The following is a 15,956-nucleotide window of genomic DNA, read 5'->3' on the forward strand; positions in this document are numbered from 1 at the left end:
TTTCTCTTGCGCGAAACCGGCAGCGGCACCGTGGCGGTCTACACCGACGTATCCGACGAGGCGCTGCGCGCCTTCCTCAACGAGTACGAACTCGGCGATTTGCTCTCCTACAAGGGCATCGCGGAAGGCGTCGAGAACTCGAACTTCTTCCTGCATACGAGCACGGGCAACTACATCCTCACCCTCTACGAGAAGCGGGTGAACGCGGCGGATCTGCCCTTCTTCATCAACCTGATGGGCCATCTGGCGCGGGCCGGCCTCGCCTGTCCGCAACCGGTGCGCAACCGGGCCGGTACCGCCCTCGGGCATCTCTGCGGCCGGCCGGCGGCGATCGTCACCTTCCTCGACGGCGTGTCGTTGAGCCGCCCGAACGCCGAACATTGCCGGGCCCTCGGCGCCGCTTTGGCCGGGCTTCACGCCGCCGGCCGCGACTTTCCGATGGTGCGGGAGAACAATCTGTCGGTGGGGGCGTGGCGCCCCCTCTTCGTGCAGGCGGAAGCGCAGGCCGACACCGTGGCGCCTGGCCTCGCGGCCCGCACCCGTGCCGACCTCGATTGGCTCGAAGCCTCCTGGCCTCAGGGCCTGCCGAGCGGCGTCATCCACGCCGACCTCTTCACCGACAACGTGTTCTTCATCGGTGACACCCTTTCGGGCCTGATCGACTTCTATTTCGCCTGCACCGACGCCTTCGCCTACGATCTGGCGATCAGCCTCAACGCGTGGTGCTTCGACGCCGACGGCACCTTCCACCGCGACAAGGCGGGCGCGATGATCGCGGGCTACGATGCGGTGCGGGCGCTCGAACCGGCCGAGATCGCGGCGTTGCCGATCCTGGCGCGGGGCGCGGCGATGCGGTTCATGCTGACCCGCCTCGTGGACTGGCTCAACGTGCCGCCCGGCGCGCTGGTGCAGCCCAAGGATCCGCTGGAATACGACCGCCGGCTCGCCTTCCACCGCACCGCGACCGATGCGCGGGACTACGGCTGGCACGGTTAGGAATGGTCGAACCCTCCCCGGTAACCGGGGAGGGCTCTCGTTGGCTTGCTCAGAGCACCTTCAGCATCGCTTCGGCGCCCGAGACCTCGGCCTTGGACGGGGTGTCCTCGACGTTCAGGATCCGCACCACGCCGTCATCGATCAGCATCGCGTAACGCTGGGAGCGCGGGCCGAGGCCGAAGCCGGAGCCGTCCATCTCCAGGCCGATCGCCTTGGCGAATTCGGCATTGCCGTCGGCCAGGAACTCGATGCCCTCGGCGCCGCTCTGCTGCTGCCACGCGTTGAGCACGAAGATGTCGTTGACCGACGTCACGGCGATCGCGTCGATGCCGCGAGCCAGGATCTCCTCGCGCTTGGCGACGAAGCCCGGCAGATGGTTGCGGTGGCAGGCCGGGGTAAAGGCGCCCGGCACGCCGACCAGCACGACGCGGCGCCCCTTGAACACGTCGTCGGTGGTCTTGGCCTGCGGACCATCCGGCCCGTTCACCCGGAAGGTGGCCTGGGGCAGGTGATCGCCAACCTGAATTGTCATCCGTGCTCTCCTCGCAAAAGCCAAGCCCTGCAAAAGCTAGGAACCGTTAGACGCGCTTCGCGCGACTGTCGAGGCACGGTCGGGCCGCGTGCGCGTTTGCCTTATGGATCAATGACGGCCACCGCATTAGCATAGCCCCATGCAGACGCCCGATCCCTCGCTCAAAGACTCGGCCTATCTCGATGGCCAGTTCCTCGTCGCCATGCCGGGGATCGGCGACGAGCGCTTCGCGCGCTCGGTGATCTATCTCTGCGCACACTCGGCGGACGGGGCGATGGGCATCATCGTCAACAAGCCGGTGGCGGATCTGAGCATGCCGGATCTCCTGATCCAGCTCGACATCGCCAGCGAGTCCGACGCGATCCGCCTGCGCGAGCAGGTCGGCCATATGCCGGTGCTGATGGGCGGCCCGGTCGATGCCAAGCGCGGCTTCGTGCTCCACACCGCCGACTTCCACATCGATCAATCGACGCTGCAGATCGACGAGGGCGTCTGCCTCACGGCGACGGTGGAGATCCTGCGCGCCATCGCCGACGGGCGCGGACCTTCGAACGCGGTGCTGGCGCTCGGCTATGCCGGCTGGCAGGCGGGCCAGTTGGAGAACGAGATTCTCGCCAATGGCTGGCTGAACTGCCCGGCCGATCCCGAGCTGATCTTCGATCCGGGGCTCGGCACCAAGTACGATCAGGTTCTCAAGGCGATCGGCATCGATCCCGCCATGCTCTCGGCGGAAGCAGGACGGGCCTGACGCGAGGCCCGTCCGTCGGCGATCATGGCACGACGTTTCTAGACGCGGCCGTGCACGAGGTTGTGGATGAAGCCGAGCTTCGTCACCACGGCCGGGCCGAGCACGAAGGGATAGAGGTCGCCTTCGCCCATGGTGCGGCTGACGCTGTTCATCGCGAAGACGAAGGGTAGCCACGCATCGATGATCTGCTCGACCGTCTCGGCCGCGTAGGGGTCGAAATCGACGCGCGCGGCGAGTTCGCCCTCGACATCGGCCTTGGGCTTCACCTGCATCCCGAAAGCGCTCGCCATCTCGAGCGTGTCGACGATGTGGAGGTAGTGCGCCCAGGTCTCGGCGAAGTCCTCCCAGGGATGGGTGGTGGCGTAGGCCGAGACGAAGGTTTCCTGCCAGTTCGACGGCGGACCCTGATTGTAGTGGCGTTGGAGGGACGCGCCGTAATCCTGTGAATCGTCGCCGAACACCGCCCGGCACGGCTCCAGCTTGCCGGCGTCGCGCACGAGGATGTCCCAGTAATGGTGGCCGACCTCGTGGCGGAAATGGCCGAGGAGCGTCCGGTAGGGCTCGCCCATCGAGGTGCGGCGCTTCTCGCGCTCGGCCGGATCGGCCTCCACCAGGGCGATGGTGATGATGCCGTTCTCGTGGCCGGTCATCACCTTGGGGCCGCTCGAATTGGGGGAATCGGCCAGGAAGTTGAAGATCAGGCCGTGCTCGGGATCCTCGGCGCGGGTCTTCAGCGGCAGGTTCCAGCGCAGCAGGGTGTAGAACAGCCGGTGCTTGGCATGCTCCATCTCGCGCCAGCGCTCGAGATTCACCGGGTCGTTCACATCCGGCACGGTGCCGTTATGGCGGCAGGCGAGGCAGAAGGCGTCCGTTGTCCCTGGCGGCACCATCCAGTTGCAGGTGTCGTGCGCGGCGTTGGTGCAAAAGAAGCTCGGGCGATCCGGCGCCGCGAGCGGCGTCCAGGCATTGTTGTCCCCCGCAGGCTCCAGGGCCGAAATCCGGCCGAGCTGCGGCAGGTAGGCGAGCCGATGGCCGCAGCGCTCGCAGGAGCGGTTCTCGAAATAGAGGACGTTGTCGCAGGATTGGCAGCGAAAGAGTTTCATCGGCTCACAGGACATTGACGCCCTGTCCCGAATCCGGCGCGGGCCGGGTTCGGGAAACGGGACGCGCCGGGCACGAGGCTCGGAGACGGCGGGGAGTGGCGGCCAACCAAGCCGCGAACCCCCTCACCGTTCCGTGAGCGGGCGATGTTTTTCTTAAAGCCCGGCCGCTGCCTGGGCGACGGCCGTTCAGCCCGCGGCCACGGCCTCCGCGATGGCGGCGAGCGCGGCCTCCGCACCAGCGCCCTCCGGGCCGCCGGCCTGGGCCATGTCGCGCCGTCCGCCGCCGCCCTTGCCGCCGAGATGACCGGCACCGGCGCGCACCAGCCCAACCGCGTCGTAGCGCCCGGTCAGATCCTCGGTGACGCCGACGACGAGACCGGCCTTGCCGTCCGCGGAGACGCCGACGAGGGCGACGATGCCGGAGCCGAGGCGGCTCTTGCCTTCGTCGGCGAGACCTTTCAGGTCGCGCATCTCGACGCCCTCGACCACCCGGGCCATCAACTTCACGCCGTGGATCTCGCGGGCTTCGTCGCCGCCGCCGGAAGCGCCGCCCATGGCGATCTTCTTGCGCGCATCCGCCAGCTCCTTTTCGAGCCGGCGCCGCTCCTCGATCAGCGTGGAGAGACGCTCCGGCACGTCCGAGACCGGCGCCTTGAGCAGGCCGGCGAGCTGGCTCAGCGTGCGGCTCTCGGCGGCGCGGTGGCGACGGGCGGCGGTGCCGGTCATCGCCTCGATGCGGCGCACGCCGGCGCCGACCGCACTCTCGCCGAGCACGGTGATCTGGCCGATCTCGCCGAGCTGCGAAACGTGGGTGCCGCCGCACAGCTCGATCGAGAAGTTCGGCAGGCGGCCTTCGACCTCGCGGCCCTCGTCATCCACGGGCCGGCCCATGGAGACGACGCGCACCTCGTCGCCGTACTTCTCGCCGAACAGCGCGCGGGCGCCCGATTCGATCGCCTCGTCCACCGCCATCAGCTTCGTGACCACCGGCGCGTTCTGGAGCAGCACCGCGTTGGCGATCTCCTCGACGCGGCTCAGCTCCGCCTCGTCGATGGGCTTGGGATGGCTGATGTCGAAGCGCAGGCGCTCGGGCGCGACGAGCGAGCCCTTCTGCGCGACGTGGTCGCCGAGCACCTGACGCAGGGCTTCGTGCAGGAGGTGGGTGGCCGAGTGGTTGGCGCGGATCGCGGCGCGGCGGGCGTGATCGACTTTCAGTTCCACGGCAGCACCGAGAGCGAGCGTGCCCTCCTCGACCGTGACGTGGTGCACGGATAGGTCGCCGAGCTTCTTTTCCGTACCAGTGACGCGCGCCTTGAGGCCGGGCCCGGAGATCGTGCCGGTATCGCCGACCTGACCGCCGGATTCGCCGTAGAACGGCGTCTGGTTGGCGACGACGATGCCGTTTTCGCCGGCCTTCAGCGCCTCGACCTCGGCGCCCTCGCGCAGCAGGGCGCCGACGACGGCCTCGGCCGCTTCGGTCTCATATCCGAGAAATTCAGTGGCGCCGGTGCGCTCCTTGATGCCGAACCAGACCGTCTCGGTCGCGGCCTCGCCGGAGCCCTGCCACGCGGCCCGCGCCGCCTGCTTCTGGCGCTGCATCGCCGCGTCGAAGGCCTGCGTGTCGACGCCGATGCCGCGCGCCTTCAGGGCGTCCTGCGTCAGGTCGAGCGGGAAGCCGTAGGTGTCGTAGAGCGTGAACGCCGTCTCGCCGGACAGGTTCTGGCCGGCGCCGAGATCGCGGGTCTCGGTGTCGAGGATGGCGAGCCCGCGCTCCAGCGTCTTGCGGAAGCGGCCTTCCTCGAGGCGGAGGGTCTCGGAGATCAGCGCCTCGTTGCGGGCGAGTTCGGGGAAGGCTTGCCCCATCTCGCGCACCAGGGTCGGCACGAGGCGGTACATGACCGGATCGCGGGCGCCGAGCAGTTCGAGGTGGCGCATGGCGCGGCGCATGATCCGGCGCAGCACGTAGCCGCGGCCCTCGTTCGACGGCAGCACGCCGTCGGCGATCAGGAACGAGGTCGAGCGCAGATGGTCGGCGATGACGCGGTAGGAGGCGCGCGTCGTCGGCTCCGGCGCCCGCGACACGGCGTGGGCCACCGCATCGATCAGGGCGCGGAACAGATCGGTGTCGTAGTTCGAGTGAACGCCCTGGAGGATGGCGGCCATCCGCTCCAGGCCCATGCCGGTATCGATCGAGGGCCGGGGCAGGGGGTTGCGCACACCCGGCTCGACCTGCTCGTACTGCATGAACACGAGGTTCCAGAATTCGAGGAAGCGGTCGCCATCCTCATCCGGAGAGCCGGGCGGTCCGCCCGCGAGTGTCGGACCCTGGTCGATGAAGATTTCCGAGCACGGGCCGCAGGGTCCGGTATCGCCCATCTGCCAGAAATTGTCGGAGGTGCCGATCCGGATGATCTTCTCGTCCGAGAAGCCGGCAATCTTCCGCCACAGGCCCGCGGCCTCCTCGTCATCCGCATAGACGGTGACGAGGAGCTTTTCGGCTGAGAGGCCGAACTCCTTGGTGATCAGCGTCCAGGCCAGCTCGATCGCGTCGGCCTTGAAGTAGTCGCCGAAGGAGAAGTTGCCGAGCATCTCGAAGAAGGTGTGATGCCGCGCGGTGTAGCCGACATTGTCGAGATCGTTGTGCTTGCCGCCGGCGCGAACGCATTTCTGCGAGGAGGCCGCCTTGACGTAGGGACGCTTCTCGACGCCCGTGAAGACGTTCTTGAACTGCACCATGCCAGCGTTCGTGAACATCAGCGTCGGGTCGTTCTTCGGCACGAGCGAAGACGAGGGCACCACCGCGTGCCCGGCATCCCGGAAGTAGTCCAGGAAGGTCGATCGGATCTCGTTGACGCCGCTCATCGGATAGGCTCGAAAATCATGTCGCGTCGGGGAGCCGGCTGAGGACAGCGCGGCGGCATTCTCGCGCCCTCATACGGGCCCAAGCTTTGCGAGTCACGTCGGCTCGTTGCGTGGCTCACTGCGTGCTTCGTGGCCGCGCCTGAGTTCGGCGAGGTAGCTGCGTAAAAGCGTGACCCGACGCGGGCGGAAGCTGGTGCCCGCCATCCGCACGTCCTTGATGCGATCCAGCCGGAACATGCGGAACGCCTCGCGCAGGCAACACCACGCCAGCAGGGTCATCTTGCTGTCGAGGTAGACGATGGAGAGCGGCAGGATCTGCCGCTCGGTGACCGCGCCGTCCTTGTCCGCGTAGCGGAGCGCCAGAGCCTCCTCCCGCCAGCACCCGGCCCGGATCGTTTCCATGTCGGGGATCTTGGGGAAACGGGCCTCGAAGCGGCGAACCTGCGAGACCGCGTGGAGCAGATGCTGCTCGGCCCGGTCGGGCAGGGTGGCGGCGACCTTCGCCAGCGCCGAGGCGGCGGCCTGGGCCAAAGCCGGGTCTCCCATATGACGGACCTCGGCCAGGCCGAGAACCAGCGCCTCGATCTCCGTCCGATCGAAGGTTTGCGGGGGAAGGGCCACGTCCTCGATCAGACGGTAGCCGTAGCCGCGCTCGCCATCGATCCGGGCGCCGGCGGCCCGCAGGCTGTCGATATCGCGATAGAGGGAGCGCAGCGATACGCCGGTTTCCTCGGCCAGCCGCGCGGCGGTGACCGGCGCGGGCAGAACCCGCATCGCGTGCAGCAGCCGAAACAGTCGATCGGTTCGCGCCATCGCCCAACTGACGGAAACTGGCAGGTGGCCTGGACTACACCCACGCTTGCCAACCCGCCAGCCAGAGGCCCCCGATGATCACCCTGTTTCACGCCCCGAAGAGCCGCTCGACCCGCATCGTCGCGCTTCTCAAGGACCTCGATGCGCTCGACGCCGTGCGGATCGAGGTCGTCACGATCCCGCGCATGGACGGCTCGGGCGCGCGCGACGCACGCAACCCGCATCCGGAAGGCAAGGTGCCGCTCCTCGACCACGACGGCGTCCTGGTGCGGGAATCGAGCGCCATCATCCAGTATCTGGCCGAGCTGTTTCCGAAGGCCGGCCTCAGCATCCCCGCCGGCCACCCGCAGCGCGGTGCCTATCTCGGCTGGCTCGCTTGGTCCGCCGGCGTCGTCGAGCCGGTCATGACGCTGGACGTCATCGGCCTCGATCATCCCGCCCTTGCGCGCACCTTCCGCACGAGCGCCGACATCAAGGCACGGCTCGCCGAGGCGCTGCAGGACAGGCCCTTCCTGCTGGGTGACCACTTCACGGCCGCCGACCTCCTTCTGCACTCGCCCTATGCCTGGTTCGGGAAGCCCGGCGAGCCGCTCATCGATGCCTGGGTCGATCGCTGCATGGACCGGCCCGGCGCCCGTTTCGCGGCCGAGTTCGATGCGAGGCATGCGGCGGCCTGACCGCTCGTCTCCGGCGCAAAAGAAAGCCCGCCGCGATTGCGCGCGGCGGGCTTTCTCATCTCAAACCGTGGCGCGGGGCGTTTTAGGCCTCGCCCTCATCGAGATCGTCGGCGGTCGGCTTCGCGGTCTCGAGAATCCGGTCGGCGACGAGGCCCGAATTCTGACGGATCGAGGCCTCGATCTTGTTGGCGATATCAGGGTTGTCGCGCAGGAACCCCTTGGAGTTCTCGCGGCCTTGGCCGAGACGCTGGCTGTCGTAAGAGAACCACGCGCCGGACTTCTCGACGATGCCGGCCTTCACGCCGAGGTCGATCAACTCGCCGACCTTCGACACGCCCTCGCCGAACATGATGTCGAACTCGACCTGCTTGAAGGGCGGCGCGACCTTGTTCTTCACGACCTTGACGCGCACCGAGTTGCCGATGGCCTCGTCGCGGTCCTTCAGCGTCGAGACGCGGCGGATGTCGAGGCGCACCGAGGCGTAGAACTTCAGCGCGTTGCCGCCGGTGGTCGTCTCGGGGCTCCCGTACATCACGCCGATCTTCATGCGGATCTGGTTGATGAAGATCACCATGCAGTTCGAGCGCGAGATCGAACCGGTGAGCTTGCGCAGGGCCTGGCTCATCAGACGGGCCTGGAGGCCCGGCTGGCTCTCGCCCATCTCGCCCTCGATCTCGGCGCGCGGCGTCAACGCGGCGACCGAATCGACCACCAGCACGTCGATGGCACCGGAGCGCACAAGCGTGTCGGTGATTTCGAGCGCCTGTTCGCCGGTATCAGGCTGCGAGATCAGCAGGTCGTCGAGGTTGACGCCGAGCTTGCGCGCATAGACCGGGTCGAGGGCGTGCTCCGCATCCACGAAGGCGCAGACGCCGCCCTTCTTCTGGGCCTCGGCGATGGTGTGGAGCGCGAGCGTCGTCTTGCCCGAGGATTCAGGGCCGTAGATCTCGACCACCCGGCCGCGCGGCAGACCACCGACGCCGAGCGCGATGTCGAGACCGAGCGAGCCCGTGGAGATGGTCTCAACCTCCTGCACCTTGTCGGACTTGCCGAGGCGCATGATCGAGCCTTTGCCGAAGGCCCGCTCGATCTGCGTCAGCGCAGCCTCGATCGCCTTGGACTTGTCCTTGTCGGCTGCTGCCATTGTCGAGGAATCCACCATCTTCAGCGCAGGCTGGGCCATCGCAAGGCTTCCTTATGCATGGGAGGGGCACGGCGCTCAATCCGCCGGAGCTGATGGATTTCGTACTTGTTTTGTTCTAAATGCGCAAGCCCGACATCATAGTTTGTGCCGGAAAGAACAGAACGTGGAAGCGAAGCCGTGGGTTCGAGATCGGCTGCGACGGAGCAGGCCGCTGACCACCCCGCGCCGATGTCACCCTGACCAAACTCGGGGGCCGATTCAGTCTCCCGCGAAAGCACGCGCCATGCGGGCTCGAGAGCGAAGCCGACATCCAACCTCCCGAAGGATTTGATCGGATATCGTACGCTTCCCTCGGCCGCGTTCAGCTCGCCATCGTCTGCTTTACCGTTTCGACGAGCTGCTTGAGGCTGAAGGGCTTGGGCAGGAAGTTGAAGGCCTCGCCCTCGGGCAGGTTCTTGCGGAAGGCGTCCTCCGCGTAGCCGGAAACGAAGATCACCTTGAGGTCGGGCATGTGCTTGCGCAGCTCGCGCAGCAGGGTCGGCCCGTCCATCTCCGGCATCACGACGTCGGAGACCACCACGTCGATGCCGTCGGCATGCTCCTCGATCAGGCGCAGCGCCTCGATGCCGGAGGCCGCCTCCAGCACGGTGTAGCCGCGCGCCGACAACGCTCGTGAATTGACAGCGCGAACCGGATCCTCGTCCTCGACGAGCAGGACGGTGCCCTGGCCGGTATGGTCTGCCGCGGGCTTCGGCGGCGGCTCCGGGGGACGCACGGCGGGAGAACCGGACTCCTTGCTCGATTCGGCCGATCCCGCCTCCGCATCGTCACCGGACTTCGGCTCGGAAGCGCTGATTTTCGTCGATCCGGAGGCCGTTCGCGGCGGGGGCAGAGGCTCGGGCAGGGCTTCGATGCCGGGCTCGTGGCGCGGCAGGTAGATGCGGAAGGTGGTGCCTTCGCCCACCGTCGACTGCACGTCGATCGCCCCGCCGGACTGGTTGACGATGCCGAACACCGTCGAGAGCCCGAGCCCGGTGCCCTTGCCGATCTCCTTGGTCGTGAAGAACGGCTCGAAGATCTTCTGGCGCACCTCCGGCGGGATGCCTTCGCCGGTATCGGTCACCTCGATCATCACGTGATCGCCCGCTGGGATGCCGACCGGCCGCTCGCCATCGACCGGGCAGTTGGCGGTGCGGATCGTCAGGCTGCCGCCGCCGGGCATCGCGTCGCGGGCGTTGACCGCGAGGTTCACGATCACCTGCTCGAACTGGTTCACGTCGGCCTTGATCGGCCAGATCTCGCGGCCGTGGCGGAAATCGAGCTGCACGCGCTCGCCGAGCAGGCGCTTCAACAGGAGTGTCAGGTCGGAGAGCGCCTCGCCGACATCCATCACCTCCGGCCGCAGGGTCTGGCGGCGGGAGAAGGCCAGCAATTGGCGCACCAGGGACGCTGCCCGGTTCGCGTTCTGCTTGATCTGCATGATGTCTTGGAAGGCATGGTCGGTCGGCCGGTGGCTCGCGAGCAGGAGGTCCGAGTAGCCGATGATCGCCTGGAGGACGTTGTTGAAGTCGTGGGCGATGCCGCCGGCGAGCTGGCCCACCGTGTCCATCTTCTGGGTCTGGGCGACCTGCTGTTCGAGCTGGCGCTGGGCCGTCGTGTCGAGGGCGTAGAGAATCACCCGTTCACGGTCGCCGTCGTTGCCGGCCTGGGCCTCGGCATCGGGGTTGGGCGTCCCGTCGGAATCCGCGGGGCTCATCCAGACGCGGGCCGAGCGATCCCCCGGCCCGGACAGGCCAACCTCGATCGGATCGAGGCCGCCGAAGCCGTTGGCGGCGCGGGCGAGCGCGCCCTCGATGACGCCACGGTCGCGCTCCAGCACGGCGTCGCGCATCATCGGATCGGGCGCGTCTCGGCCGGCCTCCGCCGCGGGCTGGCGCGGCATGCCGGCGAACAGGCGCACGAACGAGGTGTTGGCGCGGATCACCCGGCCGTCCCGGTCGAGGGTGGCGATGGCGATCGGGCTGTTGTTGAGGAAGCGGGCGAGCCGCACCTCGGCCGCGCGCTGCGGCTCGTCGGCATCCGATCCGGCGGAGCGGTTGAGCACGAAGGTGCGCGAGGGGCCGGGCGCCCCGTCCTGCCCGTAGGCGACGCGGTGGTAGAGCCGCGTCGGCAGCGGCTGGCCGTTGCGGCGGCGCAGGTCGATATCGTAGCGGTCGGTGCGCACCTCGCCGGGCAGGCCCGGTGAAGCGGTGAGCATGTCGGCGCCGGGTGCGATCTCCAAAAGCTTCAGCCCGCCGGAGCCGACGGTGGCGAGGTCGTAGCCGAGCCAGGAGGCGAGTGTCGCGTTCATGTAGACGATCGAGCCGGCCGCATCGATCGACAGGAAGCCGGCCGGCGCGTGGTCGAGATAGTCGATCGCGTGCTGGAGTTCCTGAAAGACGTTCTCCTGGCGCTCTCGCTCGTGGGTGATGTCGCTCACCGTCCAGAGCGCGGCGGAGCCGCGGTGGCGCTGGATCGGCCGAACCGCGATGCGGTACCAGGCGAAGTCGCGATCCGGGGCACCACCGGGCGGCGGCGACATCCGGATCTCCTCGGCATAGGCGCGGTCGTCGCGGGAAGCCTGGGCGAGCCGATAGACCGCCTCCGAGACTTCCGGCGCGCCGACGAAGATGCGCTCGATGGAGCGGAGATTCGAAAAGCTGTCGCCGCCGGCAAGGCGCATATAGGCCTCGTTGGCGTAGATCATCCGCCCGTTATCCTCGACGACGAGCTTGCCCTCGGGGGCGGCGTCGACGATGGCGCGGGTGATGTCGTCGCGCGAGGCCGGGCCGGCGAGCTGAAGCGCGCCGATCGCCAGGGCGAACAGGAAGAACACGCCCGCCATCGCGAGCAGTGCCAGCAAGGCGAGGATGAGCGGCTGCGCCTGCTCGTTGGCGACGAAAGACAGTCCCACCGCCGCGCCGACGAGCAGGCCCGCCAGCATCAGCAGCAGGCCGACCCGGCCGGGCCGTTCCGAACGATCGATCGAACCGGACGCCGGCACCGCTGGTCCGCTGACCTCAGCCATCAGGCCCTACCCATCCCTCGCACATGGACGGCACACGGCTGCTGCGAGCCTTGTGGGACGTCAAATGCCGCGCCTTGTGCCGGAGCATTGCCGGACAATGGTGCATAAACCGTGGCGCCTGAACGACTTCGCCGTCCCATGCGGAAGCGGCGTGAGCCTCAGGCAGCCCTGCGGCGAAGGCGAAGCACGAAACCGATGACCTCCGCAACTGCGCGATAGTGCTCGGCGGGAATCTCGGCATCGACCTCGACGGTGGCGTGGAGGGCGCGGGCGAGCGGCGGGTTCTCCATGACCGGCACTTCGTGGTCGGCGGCGACGGCGCGGATACGCAAAGCCAGCGAGTCGACGCCCTTGGCCACGCAGATCGGCGCGGCCATCCCGGCCTCGTAGCGCAAGGCCACGGCGAAGTGGGTCGGGTTCGTCACCACCACGGTCGCGGTGGGCACGGCGGCCATCATCCGCTTCTTCACGCGGGCTTGGCGCAATTGCCGGATCCGGGCCTTCACCTCGGGGCTGCCCTCGCTCTCCTTGTGCTCCTGCTTCATCTCCTCCTTGGTCATGCGCAGGCGCTTGTGCCAGCGGTTGCGCTGGTAGAGCGCGTCGCCGAGCGCGATCACTGCGTAGACCGCGAGCATGCCGCCCATCATCTTGAGGGCGAGCGTCAGGGTGCCCTGGAGCGCGACGCCCGGATCGAGCTGGGCGAAGGATTCCGCCCGGTCGTGCTCGCTCCACAGGATCGCACCCGCGATGGTGCCCACCACGATGATCTTGGCGAGGCCTTTGCCGAAATTCACCCAGGCATCCATGCCGAGCAGGCGCTTGGCGCCCGCCATCGGCGAGATGCGCGAGAATTTCGGCATCAGGCTCTCGGCGGTGAAGATCGGCCGGTGCTGGATCAGGCCGGCGGCGATGGCCGCAATCATCGCGATGCCCAGGGGCACGGCGAGCGCCTTTGCGCAGACCCACGACGCGCGCAAAGCCACGCCGAGATAGGTGCCCGAATCCGAGGGCAGGCCGCCGGCATGTTCGAGGAAGCCGCGCATGTCGCGGGTCAGCCCCTCGGCCACCGGGCGGGCCGAGAGCATCAGGGCGAGGGTGAAGGCCGCCAGGATGAAGAAGGTGTTGATCTCGGACGAGTTGGGGACGTCGCCGCGCTCGATCGCCTGCTCGATGCGTCGTGGCGTCGGGTCTTCGGTCTTGTCCTCGTCGTCGGTCTCGTCGGACACCGGCTCAGGCTCCCCGGTTCCCGATTAGCGCATCGTCCCGAAAGGCGGTCCCCGGCTTTCGGAGAAAGACGATGCAAAGACAAGAGGCGAGAGCCTCGCCCCGGATCCGATATCCCGGGCGAGGCTCTAGCGCCCGAGGAATGCGCCGAGATAGCGGCCGAGATCGTCGAGGAACAGCCCCATGATGAGGCCGAGCGCGCCGACGAACAGCATCATGCCGATGATCACGGAGGCGGGAACCGCCAGGAAGAACACCTGCAATTGCGGCATCAGCCGGGAGAGGATGCCGAGGCCGAGATTGAACAGGATGCCGAACACGATGAACGGCCCGGAGATCCGCACCGCCAGGGCAAAGCTGCGGCTGAAGGCATCGAGGGCGAGCTTGGCCGCATCCGCCATCGCCGGCACGCCGCTCGGCGGCAGCAGAACGTAGCTGCGCCCGATCGCTTCGAGGGCGAGGTGGTGCAGATCGGTTGCCAGAATGAGGGTGACGCCGAGCATCGCCAGGAAGTTGCCGATCGCGGCCTGCTGCCCGCCCATCGTCGGATCGACGGTCATGGCGTAGGCGAGGCCCAGCTGCTGCGAGATCACCACGCCCGCGGTCTGGAGCGCGGCGACGATCATGCGCACGCACAGGCCCAGCATCAGCCCGATCAGGATCTCGCCGATCAGCAGCCCGATCAGGGTTGGCGCCGCCAAGGCCGCATTGCCGGTCGGCAGCATCGGCCGCACGGTGGGGAACAGCACCAGCGTCACGAGCAAGGCGAGGGCGAGCCGCAGCCGGCTCGCGATGAGCTGCTCGCCCAATCCCGGCATCAGCATCATCAGCGTGCCGACCCGAGCAAAAGTGATGAGGAAGGCCGCCGCGAGGCCGGGCAGCAGCAGGTCGAGCGGCGTGGTCATGCCGTCTCATCCTACACGCTTGGCCGAGCCGGCGCTGCTGCCCCATCATCCCCCCGCGGCGATCCGGGCGGCGATCCGGGCCATGTAGGCGGCCATGGCGTCGCCGATGAAGGGCAGCATCAGGAGCATCACCCCGAACACCGCGACGATCTTCGGCACGTAGATCAGCGTTTGCTCCTGGATCTGCGTCAGCGCCTGGAACAGCGACACGATCAAGCCGACGACGAGGGCGACGATCATCATGGGCCCCGCCACCTTCAGGAAGACGAAGATGCCGTCGCGGGCGATGTCGAGGATGGCGAGGCCGGTCATGGGGCTTTGGACTTTTCGTCTGCTCTGCGGGGCATCGACGGCCTCCCCTCGTCCCGATTACGGGCAGAGGGGCTCAAACTAGATCGGCATCCGCATGATTTCTTCGTAGGCGGAGATCACGCGGTCGCGCACGGCGACGAGGGTCTGGAGGGCGGTTTCGCTCTCGGCCACCGCCGTCACCACGTCCACCACATTGGCCTTGCCGGTGGCCGCCGAGAGGGCGGCTCGGTCGGCCTGCGCGCCGGATTGGGCGACGTTGTCGAGGCTCTGTTGCAGGAAGCCGGTGAAGCCGCCCGGCGCGGACAGTCCCTGGGCCATTCCCTGAGCGGGTTTGGCGGCACCGGGGCGGGCGAGGCTCTGGGCCGCGCCGTAGGCGCCGGCAGCGAAGGCGGAGGTCGTCATCGGGGCTACGCCTTCAGGATCTCGAGGGTGCGGGAGATCATCCGCCGGGTGGCGGTCACCATGTTGAGGTTGGCCTCGTAGGAGCGCTGGGCCTCGCGCATGTCCATGTTCTCGATCAGCCCGTTGACGTTGGGCAGGCGCACCTCGCCGCGGGCATCCGCCGCCGGGTTGCCGGGATCGTGTTTCGTGCGGAACGGCGTGGGATCGCGCCGCACCCGGCCGGCCTCGACGACGCTGGCGTTCAGTTCGTTGTCGAAGCGGCTGGTGAAGGTCGGGATCTTGCGCCGATAGGGATCGCCGCCCGCGGTCTGGGCGGTGGAATCGGCGTTGGCGATGTTCTCGGCGATGATGCGCATCCGGCCGGATTGCGCCTTCAGGCCGGAGGCGGCGATGCCGAGGCTCTTCAAGAAATCCATGACGGTCCCCGTTCAGCGATGTCAGCGAGCGATGTCAGCGCTTGCCGACGGCGATTTTCAGGGCGTCGAGGCTCTTCTGGTAGAGCGAGGCGACGAGCTGGTAATCGGATTGGTTGTCGCCGGCCTTCATCATTTCTTCTTCCAGATTCACCCCGTTGCCGGAGGGGCGGACCTCGAAGCCCTTGAAGCGGCGCGGGTCGGCGTTCGGTCCGGCGCTCGCCGTCATCCCGATATGCGTGGAATCGGTGCGGGCGATCCCGTCGCCGCCGACCGAGGCGCCGAGCGGCGTCGCGAGTTTCACCGAGGCCGCGGACGGCTCGGCGAGGTCGCGCGGGCGAAACCCCGGCATATCGGCGTTGGCGACGTTCTCGGCGAGCAAGGCTTGGCGGGCCTGATGCCAGTGCATCCGGGTGCGCAGCATGCCGAGCAGGGGCAGGTCGGTCAGCGACATGGTGCCTCGGGGTCGGCGCGGCGGGCGATGGATTTCGGAAAGCCTCGGGTCCGAACCCGGCAGAAACTGCCGCTCACATGGTTAAGGAGCGGTTAACTGGGCAAAACCTGCCGGGTGTCGGTAACGCCGCATGGCGCGGCCGATGATGGAATCGCGGCTGCGGGCTGCACCGAGTTGTTAACGGAGTGTCAACATACGTTGCCGGGGGGCGCAGCGGCGGCGATAATCGCGCTGTGTAATGCGTGGGGCCGAGATTGCGTCTCCGCCGGCTTCGGTCACCGCCGGACGTCGCGCGGCGGCATCG

General features: G+C 67.9%; 15 protein-coding genes. 3 read left to right on the forward strand and 12 right to left on the reverse strand.

The features are described from left to right. The first annotated feature begins 30 nt into the window (after window positions 1–30). Window positions 31–996, forward strand: a complete 966-nt coding sequence (thrB, locus tag ASF53_RS01810; RefSeq protein ID WP_056193853.1) for a homoserine kinase — start codon at window positions 31–33, stop codon at window positions 994–996. Between the two features lie 49 nt (window positions 997–1,045). On the opposite strand, the gene ASF53_RS01815 is transcribed toward thrB, so the two are convergent. After that, a complete protein-coding gene (locus ASF53_RS01815; protein ID WP_056192844.1) occupies window positions 1,046–1,528 on the reverse strand; it encodes a peroxiredoxin in 483 nt (160 codons plus the stop codon). 139 nt (window positions 1,529–1,667) lie between these two features. Between ASF53_RS01815 and ASF53_RS01820 the strand changes: the two genes are divergently transcribed. Continuing rightward, window positions 1,668–2,276 carry a YqgE/AlgH family protein gene (locus tag ASF53_RS01820; protein WP_056192846.1) on the forward strand — a complete coding sequence of 203 codons (609 nt, stop codon included), beginning with the start codon at window positions 1,668–1,670 and terminating at the stop codon, window positions 2,274–2,276. Between the two features lie 38 nt (window positions 2,277–2,314). Here the strand turns inward: ASF53_RS01820 and ASF53_RS01825 are convergent, their stop codons facing one another. The 3 genes from ASF53_RS01825 to ASF53_RS01835 form a co-directional block, all read right to left on the reverse strand. Beyond that, window positions 2,315–3,379 (reverse strand): zinc-binding metallopeptidase family protein, encoded by a 1,065-nt coding sequence (locus tag ASF53_RS01825; protein ID WP_056192849.1) that lies wholly within the window; start codon window positions 3,377–3,379, stop codon window positions 2,315–2,317. A 186-nt stretch (window positions 3,380–3,565) separates the two neighbouring features. After that, a complete protein-coding gene (gene alaS, locus ASF53_RS01830) occupies window positions 3,566–6,241 on the reverse strand; it encodes an alanine--tRNA ligase (RefSeq protein WP_056192853.1) in 2,676 nt (891 codons plus the stop codon). Between the two features lie 93 nt (window positions 6,242–6,334). Further along, window positions 6,335–7,054 carry a helix-turn-helix transcriptional regulator gene (locus ASF53_RS01835; protein WP_056192856.1) on the reverse strand — a complete coding sequence of 240 codons (720 nt, stop codon included), beginning with the start codon at window positions 7,052–7,054 and terminating at the stop codon, window positions 6,335–6,337. 74 nt (window positions 7,055–7,128) lie between these two features. Here ASF53_RS01835 and ASF53_RS01840 point away from each other — a divergent pair, with 74 nt between their 5' ends. After that, window positions 7,129–7,731: a glutathione S-transferase family protein gene (locus ASF53_RS01840; protein ID WP_056192859.1), complete on the forward strand. Its 603-nt coding sequence runs from the start codon at window positions 7,129–7,131 to the stop codon at window positions 7,729–7,731. A gap of 82 nt (window positions 7,732–7,813) precedes the next feature. On the opposite strand, the gene recA is transcribed toward ASF53_RS01840, so the two are convergent. From recA to flgB, 8 genes are all read right to left on the reverse strand, one after another. Next, window positions 7,814–8,893 (reverse strand): recombinase RecA, encoded by a 1,080-nt coding sequence (gene recA, locus ASF53_RS01845; protein WP_373691185.1) that lies wholly within the window; start codon window positions 8,891–8,893, stop codon window positions 7,814–7,816. Window positions 8,894–9,236: 343 nt separating this feature from the next. Next, entirely contained in the window at window positions 9,237–11,942 is a 2,706-nt protein-coding gene (gene cckA / locus ASF53_RS01850; RefSeq protein WP_056192862.1) for a cell cycle histidine kinase CckA, read from the reverse strand. Between the two features lie 158 nt (window positions 11,943–12,100). After that, window positions 12,101–13,168, reverse strand: a complete 1,068-nt coding sequence (gene flhB, locus ASF53_RS01855) for a flagellar biosynthesis protein FlhB (RefSeq protein ID WP_056192865.1) — start codon at window positions 13,166–13,168, stop codon at window positions 12,101–12,103. Between the two features lie 126 nt (window positions 13,169–13,294). Beyond that, a complete protein-coding gene (gene fliR, locus ASF53_RS01860) occupies window positions 13,295–14,071 on the reverse strand; it encodes a flagellar biosynthetic protein FliR (RefSeq protein ID WP_056192868.1) in 777 nt (258 codons plus the stop codon). Between the two features lie 45 nt (window positions 14,072–14,116). Further along, window positions 14,117–14,383 carry a flagellar biosynthesis protein FliQ gene (gene fliQ, locus ASF53_RS01865; RefSeq protein ID WP_003603418.1) on the reverse strand — a complete coding sequence of 89 codons (267 nt, stop codon included), beginning with the start codon at window positions 14,381–14,383 and terminating at the stop codon, window positions 14,117–14,119. A gap of 78 nt (window positions 14,384–14,461) precedes the next feature. Continuing rightward, window positions 14,462–14,785: a flagellar hook-basal body complex protein FliE gene (gene fliE / locus ASF53_RS01870; RefSeq protein ID WP_056192872.1), complete on the reverse strand. Its 324-nt coding sequence runs from the start codon at window positions 14,783–14,785 to the stop codon at window positions 14,462–14,464. Window positions 14,786–14,790: 5 nt separating this feature from the next. After that, window positions 14,791–15,201 (reverse strand): flagellar basal body rod protein FlgC, encoded by a 411-nt coding sequence (gene flgC, locus ASF53_RS01875; RefSeq protein WP_003603420.1) that lies wholly within the window; start codon window positions 15,199–15,201, stop codon window positions 14,791–14,793. A 34-nt stretch (window positions 15,202–15,235) separates the two neighbouring features. Further along, window positions 15,236–15,652, reverse strand: a complete 417-nt coding sequence (flgB, locus tag ASF53_RS01880; protein ID WP_056192875.1) for a flagellar basal body rod protein FlgB — start codon at window positions 15,650–15,652, stop codon at window positions 15,236–15,238. Window positions 15,653–15,956 lie beyond the last annotated feature (304 nt).

Source organism: Methylobacterium sp. Leaf123, assembly GCF_001423405.1.
In the GTDB taxonomy this organism is placed as follows: domain Bacteria; phylum Pseudomonadota; class Alphaproteobacteria; order Rhizobiales; family Beijerinckiaceae; genus Methylobacterium.

Bases quoted from the DNA above. Each gene is read 5' to 3' on its own strand.
- flgC (WP_003603420.1), bottom strand. From the start codon at position 15,201: ATGGATTTCTTGAAGAGCCTCGGCATCGCCGCCTCCGGCCTGAAGGCG.
- ASF53_RS01835 (WP_056192856.1), bottom strand. From the start codon at position 7,054: ATGGCGCGAACCGATCGACTGTTTCGGCTGCTGCACGCGATGCGGGTT.
- fliE (WP_056192872.1), bottom strand. From the start codon at position 14,785: ATGACGACCTCCGCCTTCGCTGCCGGCGCCTACGGCGCGGCCCAGAGC.
- ASF53_RS01825 (WP_056192849.1), bottom strand. From the start codon at position 3,379: ATGAAACTCTTTCGCTGCCAATCCTGCGACAACGTCCTCTATTTCGAG.
- flgB (WP_056192875.1), bottom strand. From the start codon at position 15,652: ATGTCGCTGACCGACCTGCCCCTGCTCGGCATGCTGCGCACCCGGATG.
- recA (WP_373691185.1), bottom strand. From the start codon at position 8,893: ATGGTGGATTCCTCGACAATGGCAGCAGCCGACAAGGACAAGTCCAAG.
- alaS (WP_056192853.1), bottom strand. From the start codon at position 6,241: ATGAGCGGCGTCAACGAGATCCGATCGACCTTCCTGGACTACTTCCGG.
- fliQ (WP_003603418.1), bottom strand. From the start codon at position 14,383: ATGACCGGCCTCGCCATCCTCGACATCGCCCGCGACGGCATCTTCGTC.
- fliR (WP_056192868.1), bottom strand. From the start codon at position 14,071: ATGACCACGCCGCTCGACCTGCTGCTGCCCGGCCTCGCGGCGGCCTTC.
- ASF53_RS01840 (WP_056192859.1), top strand. From the start codon at position 7,129: ATGATCACCCTGTTTCACGCCCCGAAGAGCCGCTCGACCCGCATCGTC.
- ASF53_RS01820 (WP_056192846.1), top strand. From the start codon at position 1,668: ATGCAGACGCCCGATCCCTCGCTCAAAGACTCGGCCTATCTCGATGGC.
- ASF53_RS01815 (WP_056192844.1), bottom strand. From the start codon at position 1,528: ATGACAATTCAGGTTGGCGATCACCTGCCCCAGGCCACCTTCCGGGTG.
- cckA (WP_056192862.1), bottom strand. From the start codon at position 11,942: ATGGCTGAGGTCAGCGGACCAGCGGTGCCGGCGTCCGGTTCGATCGAT.